This window comes from Pseudonocardia sp. (genome assembly GCF_025465255.1).
Taxonomy (GTDB): domain Bacteria; phylum Actinomycetota; class Actinomycetes; order Mycobacteriales; family Pseudonocardiaceae; genus Pseudonocardia.
This window is the reverse complement of the sequence record NZ_JAODNI010000142.1, coordinates 40,446-48,964: the sequence shown is the minus strand read 5'-3', so window position 1 is coordinate 48,964 and position 8,519 is coordinate 40,446. Positions and strand designations below refer to the sequence as shown.

The following is an 8,519-nucleotide window of genomic DNA, read 5'->3' as shown; positions in this document are numbered from 1 at the left end:
TTCGACCCGCTCCCCAGAAGGCGAGCCGGTCAGATAGCCGAGGGGCACGCCGAAGAGATCCGCGAGACGCGCAGCCGCGCCCGCGGCCTGCCCGCCTGCTCCGGCCCGGATCCGCTCGATCGCCTCGCCCAGGCTGTCCCAGTCTTCGGCCTGGCCGATGCCTCGGGTGAGATCTCGAGCCGTCATCGGCTCGCCGCCTCGGGGAAACACGGTCGCTGGTGTCTTGTGCCTCGTCGACGAGAAGCTCATCGAACCGTGCAGCGACTGCCCGGGCGACCACGGGGTACCCCCGAAGCACCTGCAATGACCAGAACACATGGCGTCGTCGAAGGTCGGCCGCCCCGACGCTGCGGTCTGTCTCGTGAGCGACAGCGCCTGCACCTGGCCCGCTGCGGCGACCCGCTCACGCGACCATCCCCGCGGCGGTGTGCCGCCGAAGCAGGGCGTGCCGTCCGGACGGAACCGGAAACCCGACAAGCCTGCTCGGTACCGGCTGTCCCCGGCGAGGACGACATCATCACCGGAATAGTCCTTGTCGACCAGGTGTGGAGCTGTGCGACAGCCCATGACCAGATGCGTGAAGGGGTAGAACACGTAGCGGAGCAGGAACTGGTGCAGCGTCCCGATGAAATGGGCCGTCCCGACGGTCCTACCGAGCTCGCACCGATGACCTGGCGAATCTGCCGGACCCCGACGTTCGTGTACGAGGTCGCGGCAACTCGCAGGCCCTCATCGCTCCGCAACGACCGTCAAGATCGACGGCGAGTGGTACGTCAGCGGCTTCTACACGCTCGCGGACTACGCGCTGAAGGACGCCGGCACCCCCTGGCCGACGACGTCGACCCCGCTGCGAGGCAGCCGCCGGCTTGAGGATCCTCAGCCTGCACACGTGGCCACTTTCGAACGCGTGTGCGAAGGCTACGACGACCGGCAGCCGAATCCAAAGGTGGGAGTAAAGTGGGAGTTGATCTCACTCAGGAGAGCGAAGCGGTAGCGAAACCGCGGGTGGGAGCTCCTCCGACTGGACTCGAACCAGTAACCCTGCGATTAACAGTCGCATGCTCTGCCAATTGAGCTACGGAGGACCGCTGCCTGGAGCGGTACTCCGCTCACCGGCAGGCCGAACTTTACAGCACCCCTCCCGTGCCCCGATCGAGGCCCCCTCCCCCACAGCGCCGCCGCAGGTCGGCTGGGGCAGGATGGCGGTTCCCGCACTTCCCCGCTCCCGGAGGCGTCATGCTCAAGTTCCTGCTGGGTGTCGCGGTCGGCTACGTGCTCGGTGCGCGGGCCGGCCACGAGCGGTACGAGCAGCTCGTCCGCACCTACCAGCGGGTGGCGGACCACCCCGCCGTCCAGGGGGCCGCCGGTGTCGTGCGGGCCCGGGTCGACGAGGCCGTGCACAGCGCGAAGGGCGACCAGCACTGAGCCCCGGCCTCTTCCTCCGCTACGTCGAGATCGACGAGCAGGAGACCGCGGCCGGGTACCCGTTCGGTCTCCCGGTCGTCGCCGCGCTGCGGGGGCGCCGGCTGGAGTTCGACCCAGGGGTCACGTTCCTGGTAGGCGAACGGCTCCGGGAAGTCGACGCTCGTGGAGGCCATCGCCGTCGCCGCCGGGTTCAATCCCGAGGGCGGCTCCCGCTCGTTCGACTTCGCGACGCGGCCGAGCGAGTCCTCGCTGGGCGTCGCGCTGCGGATCGGGCGGGCGCCGGGGCGCGAGCGGAGTTCGTTCTTCCTGCGGGCGGAGTCCTACTACAACGTCGCCACGGAGATCGAGAACCTGAGGCTCGACAGGGTCGACGCCTACGGCGGCGTGTCCCCCACGAACGCTCGCACGGCCAGTCGTTCCTGGACCTGCTCGTCCACCGCTTCCGCCCCGCGGCCTCTACCTGATGGACGAGCCCGAGGCCGCGCTCTCGACCCAGGGCCGCCTCGCGGCGCTGACCCGTATGCACGACCTCGCGCAGCAGGGCTCCCAGCTCCTCGTCGCCACCCACTCACCGATCCTGCTGGCGGTGCCGGGCGCGCGGATCCTGGAGATCGCGACGACGGCCGTCTCCGCACGATCCGCTACGACGACGCCCTGCCCGTGCACAGCACTTGCCGGTTCCTGGCGGACCCCGCACGCACCCTGCGCGCCCTGCTCGAGCACGGGCGGACGCGACTAGGGTTTCCGGGCCACCGCGAAGATCCGACGGAACGGGAACCACGTCGCGCCGTCCCGCTCCCGCGGGTACGCCTCGCGCAGCCGGGGCGCGAGCCGGGCGCTGAACCGTGCGTAGTCCGCGTCGTCGAGCGCGTCCCGGACCGGGCGCATCGCCGTCCCGCTGATCCAGTGCAGGACCGGGTTCTCGCCGGTGAGGCGCTGCACGTAGGTCGTCTCCCAGGCGTCGACGTCGGCGCCGGCTGCGGACAGCAGCGACGCGTACTCCGTCGGTTCGAGCACCGCGCTCTCTCCCCGCAGGAGGACCCGGCCACGCCACTCGTCCTCACCGGCGAGCTCGCGGAGCAGGGCATGGGAGGGCGCGCCGAAGTTCCCCGGCACCTGCATCGCGAACGACGCCCCGGCGGGCAGCGCGGCGATCCAGCGCGGCAGCAGGTCCGGGTGCGACGGCACCCACTGCAGCACGGCGTTCGTCACGACGACGTCCGTCTCCGGGGTCGGCATCCAGTCCACGACGTCCTGCTGCACGGCCTCGACCCCGCTCGCCCGGGCTGCGGCGACCATGTCCGGGGACGAGTCGATCGCGTCGACGACCGCGTCCGGCCAGCGCGCGAACAGCACCGACGTCAGGTGGCCCGGCCCGCACCCCAGGTCGACGACGCGACGCGGGTCCTCGGCGCGCACCCGCGCGAGGAGGTCGTGGAAGGGGCGGGAGCGATGGTCGTCGAAGTCGAGGTAGAGCGAGGGGTCCCAGGTCGTGCTCGTCACCGGTGAAGCACCTCCGCGGGGTCGTGCGCGGAAATCGTCGCCAGGGCGACGGTTTTCGCTCACGGGGCGAGTTTGCGAGCCACATCCTGGGCGAGAGTACGGACGGCGTCCACATCGGTGCCCGGATCGGGGCGGACCTGCAGGACGGTGCCGTCCCGGCCGGGGACCTTGCGCTGGAGGAACCACGCACCGCCGGTGGCCAGGTCCCGGTGGTGCCGCGAGCGGATCGACTCGGTGACGCGGCGGTGCACGGCCTCGGGGACGGAGCCCGGCTCGGCGAGGCGGTAGCGGCGGGGCGGCAGGTCCGTGAGCAGCACGGCGCCGTCGAGATCCTCCTCGACGGCCTCGACGACGCTCAGCGCGCCGTCCCCCCAGGTCGCCTTGCTGACCAGGTGCCAGCCGATCCGCCGCGCCGGCGGGAGCCAGATCCCGCGGTTGGTGACGACGAGGTGGCCCCCGCCCGTCAGCGCCCCGACGGCGACGACGTGCTCCTCGGTCTCGAGCTCGCCCGCGAACCCCTCCGGCAGCTCCGCCTTCCCGAGCAGGCGCGCGAGCAGACTCGGCCGGATCATTGCGCGGCTCCGGACGCCTTGTCCCGCAACGCGATCCGGTACTGCTCCAGCGGGACGAGGTCCCCGAACAGCTCGTTGTAGACCTCGAACTCCTCGACCGGGTTCGTCCGCTGCAGCCGCGACTTCACCTCCGCGATCTGCTGGTCGACGAGCGCGAGCCGGACCCCGGCCAGCACGCTCGCGATGTAGCGGGACTCGTCCGTGGCGGCGTCCCCGTTGCGGCGTCGCGGCAGCTCGAGGGGCTCCACGGCGAGCTCGCTGACCAGCCCGCGCTCCTCCGGCCCGCACTCCGCCGCGGCGGCCTCGATCCACGCCGAGCCTTGCATCCCCGAGCACACGCCGCCGGCGGCCTGGATGCCGCGGTGCACCGCCGCGAAGGCGGGGTGGGTGAAGGCCTGCTCGGGCAGCTCGTCGTAGGGCGGGCCGGCGACGGCGGGGATCTGCAGTGCGGCCTTCAACGCCTCCCGCTGCAGGTGCAGTCGCGGGTCGTCCCGGCTCGGCAGCGGCGCCGACGGGCGGCCCTTGCGGGAGCCGCCCGAGGAGCCTCCGCCCGCGCTCTCCCGCACCCGCCGCACGACCATCGCGATGTCGTCCCAGCTGGTCCAGCCCGCGAGCCGGCGCGCGTACTCGTCCCGCAGGTCCTCGCGGCGGATCTGCGCGACCAGCGGGACGCAACGCTGCAGGGCGGCGACGCGGCCCTCGGCGGTGTCGAGGTCGTGGTCCTTGAGGATCGAGCGGATCGCGAACTCGAACAGCGGCTCGCGGCGGGCGACGAGGTCGCGGACCGCGGTGTCACCGTGGCTCTGGCGCAGCTCGCAGGGGTCCTGGCCGTCCGGCGCGATGCAGACGAAGGTCTGCGCGGCGAAGGACTGGTCCCCCTCGAACGCCTTGAGCGCCGCCGCCTGCCCGGCCGCGTCGCCGTCGAAGGTGTAGATGACCTCGCCGAGGTCGAACGAGTCGTCCCCGAGGAGCCGGCGCAGCACGCTGACGTGCTCGGACCCGAACGCCGTCCCACAGGAGGCGACGGCGGTGGGCACTCCCGCGAGGTGCATCGCCATGACGTCCGTGTACCCCTCGACGACGACCACCTGGCGCCGCTTGGCGATCTCGCGCTTGGCGAGGTCCAGGCCGAAGAGCACGTGCGTCTTGCGGTAGACGGGGGTGTCGCTGGTGTTGAGGTACTTGGCCTCGATCTGGTCGTCGTCGAACAGCCGGCGGGCGCCGAAGCCGACGACGTCCCCGCCGAGGTCCTTGATCGGCCAGAGCAGGCGGCGGTGGAACCGGTCGATCGGGCCGCGGCGGCCCTCCTTCGACAGCCCGGCCTTGGTCAGCTCCTCGAAGGTGAAACCCTGCTTGAGCAGGTGCTTCGTGAGCATGTCCCAGCCGGCGGGCGCGTAGCCGCACCCGAACTGCTCCGCCGCGGCGGTGCCGAACCCGCGGGCGGTGAGGAACTGGACGGCGGGCGCGGCCTCGGGGGTCCTGAGCTGCGCGGCGTAGAACTCGGCCGCGCGCTTGTTCGCCTCGAGCAGCCGGGACCGGGTGCCCCGGTCCCGCTGGACGGAGCTGCCGCCGCCCTCGTAGGTCAGCTTCAGGCCGATGCGGTCCGCGAGCCGCTCGACGGCCTCCGGGAAGCCGACGACCTCCATCTTCATGATGAAGTCGATGACGCTGCCGCCCTCGCCGCAGCCGAAACAGTGGAACGTGCCGTGGGTGGGGCGGACGTTGAACGACGGGGACTTCTCGTCGTGGAAGGGGCACAGGCCCTTCAGCGACCCGGCGCCCGCCCGGCGCAGCGAGACGTACTCGCCTACGACCTCCTCGATGCGGGTGCGGTCACGGACCTCGGAGATGTCACTGTCCCGGATCCGGCCTGCCACGCGGCGGAGTCTAGTTCGTGCCACGCGACGGGTGGGGCGCGCGTCAGCCCTGCGGGGTGAGGATCGCGGGGCGGGTGCTCCCGGCCGCGCGCTGGGCCGGGAGGTGCGGCACGGCGTGGGCCGGCAGGGCCGGTCTCCGGCGGTTCGGGAGGTCGGCGAGCAGGGGTGTGACGGCGAGGACGGCGATCACCAGGATCCCGGTCCAGGCCCCGACGGCGGTGAGGATCTCGTTCATGTCCTCGAGGCTGCCCCGTTTTCCTGTGCGTCACCTCGGCCGGAGGTAGGAATCCCGGGCGAAGCCTCGGCCGTTCGGCCGACCCCGGCACCGGCGGTCGCCGCGCTAGGGTCGCGCCGTGGCGGACGGGTTCGAGGAGCACCGGGCCCATCTCCTGCGGGTCGGCTACCGGATCACCGGCAGCCTCGCGGACGCCGAGGACGCCGTGCAGGACGCCTGGCTGCGCTGGTCCCGCCTCGGCCCTGACGCCCGCGCCGACATCCGGGAGCCCCGTGCCTGGCTGACCACCGCCGTCGGTCGGCTGTGCCTGGACCGCCTGCGCTCCGCCGCCGCCCGCCGGGAGACCTACGTCGGGCCCTGGCTGCCGGAACCCCTGTCACGACCGGCGACGAGAGCGACCCGCTGACCGCCGTCGTCCGGGACGAGAGCGTGCACGATCCATCAGGTGCTGAACCCGGACAAGCTCAGGGTGTAAGGAAACGCATCCGCCCGCGTCCGGCGTGTCACGCACAGTGATCACAGCGCGTCGGCGAGGATCTCGCCTCGTGCGAACGGCCCGAGTGATCCCAGCCCTGCTGATGGTGCTCCTGACGGCGACCGGATGCGCCTCGCTGGCGGACCGGTTCCCTGTCGAGTTCCCGGACGTCTCCGTCGAGACGGCCGCCGCGGCCGCACCGTCCGGCGGGGCCGCCGACGTGCTCGCCACGCTGCCGGTCAAGGGCCGCGCACCGAAGACCGGCTACACCCGGGACGAGTTCGGGCCCGCCTGGGCTGACGTCGACCGCAACGGCTGCGACACCCGCAACGACGTCCTGGCCAGGGACATGACCGGCGAGACCTTCAAGCCGGGCACCCACGAGTGCATCGTCCTCACCGGCACGCTGAACGACCCGTACACCGGGAAGGCGATCCCGTTCACCCGTGGCCAGGGCACCAGCGAGAAGGTGCAGATCGATCACGTCGTCGCGCTGTCCGACGCCTGGCAGAAGGGCGCCCAGCAGCTCGACGCCGCCGCCCGACGCAACCTCGGGAACGACCCGTTGAACCTGCTCGCCGTCGACGGCCCGACGAACAACGCCAAGCGCGACGGCGACGCCGCCACCTGGCTCCCCCCGGTCAAGGCCTATCGCTGCGACTACGTGGCACGCCAGGTCGCCGTCAAGGCCAAGTACGCGCTGTGGATCACGCAGGCCGAGCACGACACGATCGTCGACATCCTCGGCACCTGTCCCGGCGAGCCGGTTCCGGTGGACGACACCGTGCCCGGTCCGGTTCACTCGACGGGGACGTAAGTCCTCACCGGCGGTGCGCGATGTCCCCGGTGACGTCCGCAGAGCGGGGGGAACGGATGGACGCGCAGGGGACCTGGGGGCAGCGCCGGCAGGGTGCGATCCCCGCGCAGCGAGGCGCACCGGACCGGAGCACGCCGGATCAGGGGCCGGGGTACCGCCCGGGCGGGCCGGGCATCCCGCAGCAGCACGTCCCGCCGCAGGGATTGGGCCCCCAGGGGCAGGGCCTGGGTCAGGGCCTGCCGCCACAGGGTGCGATCCCGCACCAGGCCGGTCCCCCGACCGGGTGGCGGCCGCCCGCCGGGCCGCAGTTCGGCCCGCCTCCGCCGGTCCACGGGCGTGCCCCGCACCTCCCGCCGCCGCCGAAGCAGCGGCCGGCATGGATCCTGCCGTCCGTGCTCTCGGGCGTCGTCCTGCTCGCCGGTGGCGCTCTCGCCGGCATCACCACGACGGCGTTGGGCGCGACGAGCGCGCTCACCGCCTCGGCGAACGTCCGCGGGGACGCCGCCTACCTCGCCGCCGTCGCGGACCGGCCCTCGTTCCAGGACTACACCGACACCCAGCTAGTCGATCTCGGGCACCAGGTGTGCACGTCGCTCGAGTCCGGGACGTCCCGCAGCACCCTGGTCGGCTCGGCGGTGTCCGCCGGTGTCGGCGCCCGGGACGCGCTCGTGCTGGTCGATGCCGCGAGCGACTCGTACTGCCCGGCCTACTCGCGCCACTGATCAGCCGGTCCGCACCCGGCACGCCGCGTCGAAGCCCTGCTCGGTGATGCCGAGCGCCTGGTTCGCGCGGGCGCGCATGTTCTCCAGCCCGATCGCCTGGGTCAGCTCGACGACGCCCGCCCGGCCGGCCGGCCGAAACAGCTTCGGGTGGTGCCGGGTCACCGCGAACGGCTCGGGCATGGCGCCGAACCGTCGCCGCGCGAACCGGTAGGCCAGCCGGCCCAGTACTCCGGCGTCCTGTTCGGCCACCGCGGGAATGCGCGCCATCACGTCCTCCTCGATTCGTCCTGACCGGAGGACGGGACCGCGCTCCGGGATGTGACGACGAGTGGCCGGCGTCACCCCCGCGGTGGGGAGCTCAGCGGTGGGCGAGCGGGCGCGGCTCGGCGTAGCCGTACCGCAGCGCGTCGACGGGCGCGATCCGTGCCCCCAGCGGGACGAGCGCGGCGACGGCCAGCTTGAACGACGCGAGGCCGAACGGGATGCCGACGATCGTCACGATCATCGCGATCCCGGCCGCGACGTGGGCGAGCGCCAGCCACCAGCCGAAGAGCACGACCCACAGCACGTTGCCGATCACCGACGGCACCCCGGCGTACCGGTCGTGCGCGATCGTCCGGCCGAACGGCCAGAGCGAGTAGCCCGCGAGCCGGAACGAGGCGATGCCGAACGGGAGGGTGACGACGAGCAGGCACGCGACCACGCCGGCCGCGAGGTAGGCCAGGGCGAGCCACCAGCCGACGAGGACGAACCACAGGACGTTACCGATCGTGCGCACGCCTTCACGATGCCCGTGATCGCCGGTTCGTGCCGCCGGCCTGGCGGATTCTCAGGGGACCCACAGAGTGGTGTGCCCGACGCGACGGCGCGACCCGCCGTCGGTGCGTGAGCCC

At 72.6% G+C, this 8,519-nt stretch carries 11 protein-coding genes, 1 tRNA gene and 1 pseudogene; 5 read left to right on the top strand and 8 right to left on the bottom strand.

The annotated features are described in order from the left end of the window. The coding region (locus JWP64_RS17690) for a hypothetical protein (protein WP_297498319.1) at positions 1-594 on the bottom strand (594 nt) is incomplete at its 3' end. Between the two features lie 418 nt (positions 595-1,012). Then, positions 1,013-1,085, bottom strand: a tRNA-Asn gene (locus tag JWP64_RS17685). A gap of 151 nt (positions 1,086-1,236) precedes the next feature. Here JWP64_RS17685 and JWP64_RS17680 point away from each other — a divergent pair. Both JWP64_RS17680 and JWP64_RS31575 read left to right on the top strand, forming a co-directional pair. Beyond that, positions 1,237-1,425, top strand: a complete 189-nt coding sequence (locus tag JWP64_RS17680) for a hypothetical protein (RefSeq protein WP_297498316.1) — start codon at positions 1,237-1,239, stop codon at positions 1,423-1,425. A 463-nt stretch (positions 1,426-1,888) separates the two neighbouring features. Then, complete coding sequence (locus tag JWP64_RS31575; RefSeq protein ID WP_366890145.1) at positions 1,889-2,164, top strand: hypothetical protein; 276 nt, start codon at positions 1,889-1,891, stop codon at positions 2,162-2,164. Here JWP64_RS31575 and JWP64_RS17670 read toward each other — a convergent pair. From JWP64_RS17670 to JWP64_RS17655, 4 genes are read right to left on the bottom strand one after another with little or no spacing between them, the layout of a single operon-like run. Then, a complete protein-coding gene (locus tag JWP64_RS17670) occupies positions 2,161-2,928 on the bottom strand; it encodes a trans-aconitate 2-methyltransferase (RefSeq protein ID WP_297498313.1) in 768 nt (255 codons plus the stop codon). The genes JWP64_RS31575 and JWP64_RS17670 overlap by 4 nt on opposite strands. 59 nt (positions 2,929-2,987) lie before the next feature. Further along, positions 2,988-3,500, bottom strand: a complete 513-nt coding sequence (locus JWP64_RS17665) for a hypothetical protein (RefSeq protein ID WP_297498310.1) — start codon at positions 3,498-3,500, stop codon at positions 2,988-2,990. Further along, a complete protein-coding gene (gene dnaG, locus JWP64_RS17660; RefSeq protein WP_297498307.1) occupies positions 3,497-5,377 on the bottom strand; it encodes a DNA primase in 1,881 nt (626 codons plus the stop codon). Before dnaG ends, JWP64_RS17665 begins: the two co-directional genes overlap by 4 nt. A gap of 43 nt (positions 5,378-5,420) precedes the next feature. Continuing rightward, complete coding sequence (locus tag JWP64_RS17655; RefSeq protein ID WP_297498304.1) at positions 5,421-5,612, bottom strand: hypothetical protein; 192 nt, start codon at positions 5,610-5,612, stop codon at positions 5,421-5,423. A gap of 118 nt (positions 5,613-5,730) precedes the next feature. Here JWP64_RS17655 and JWP64_RS17650 point away from each other — a divergent pair. From JWP64_RS17650 to JWP64_RS17640, 3 genes and pseudogenes are all read left to right on the top strand, one after another. Continuing rightward, positions 5,731-6,044 (top strand): annotated as a pseudogene (locus JWP64_RS17650) (sigma factor); the annotation flags it as partial. 113 nt (positions 6,045-6,157) lie between these two features. Beyond that, positions 6,158-6,904 carry an HNH endonuclease family protein gene (locus JWP64_RS17645; protein ID WP_297498301.1) on the top strand — a complete coding sequence of 249 codons (747 nt, stop codon included), beginning with the start codon at positions 6,158-6,160 and terminating at the stop codon, positions 6,902-6,904. 29 nt (positions 6,905-6,933) lie between these two features. Continuing rightward, complete coding sequence (locus JWP64_RS17640) at positions 6,934-7,626, top strand: DUF732 domain-containing protein (protein WP_297498298.1); 693 nt, start codon at positions 6,934-6,936, stop codon at positions 7,624-7,626. Here JWP64_RS17640 and JWP64_RS17635 read toward each other — a convergent pair whose 3' ends face one another. Beyond that, positions 7,627-7,893, bottom strand: a complete 267-nt coding sequence (locus JWP64_RS17635; protein WP_297498296.1) for a hypothetical protein — start codon at positions 7,891-7,893, stop codon at positions 7,627-7,629. It abuts the gene before it with no gap. Positions 7,894-7,984: 91 nt separating this feature from the next. Continuing rightward, the gene (locus JWP64_RS17630; RefSeq protein WP_297498294.1) at positions 7,985-8,404 is read right to left on the bottom strand and encodes a YccF domain-containing protein; all 420 of its coding nucleotides are present in this window, start codon (positions 8,402-8,404) and stop codon (positions 7,985-7,987) included. Positions 8,405-8,519 lie beyond the last annotated feature (115 nt).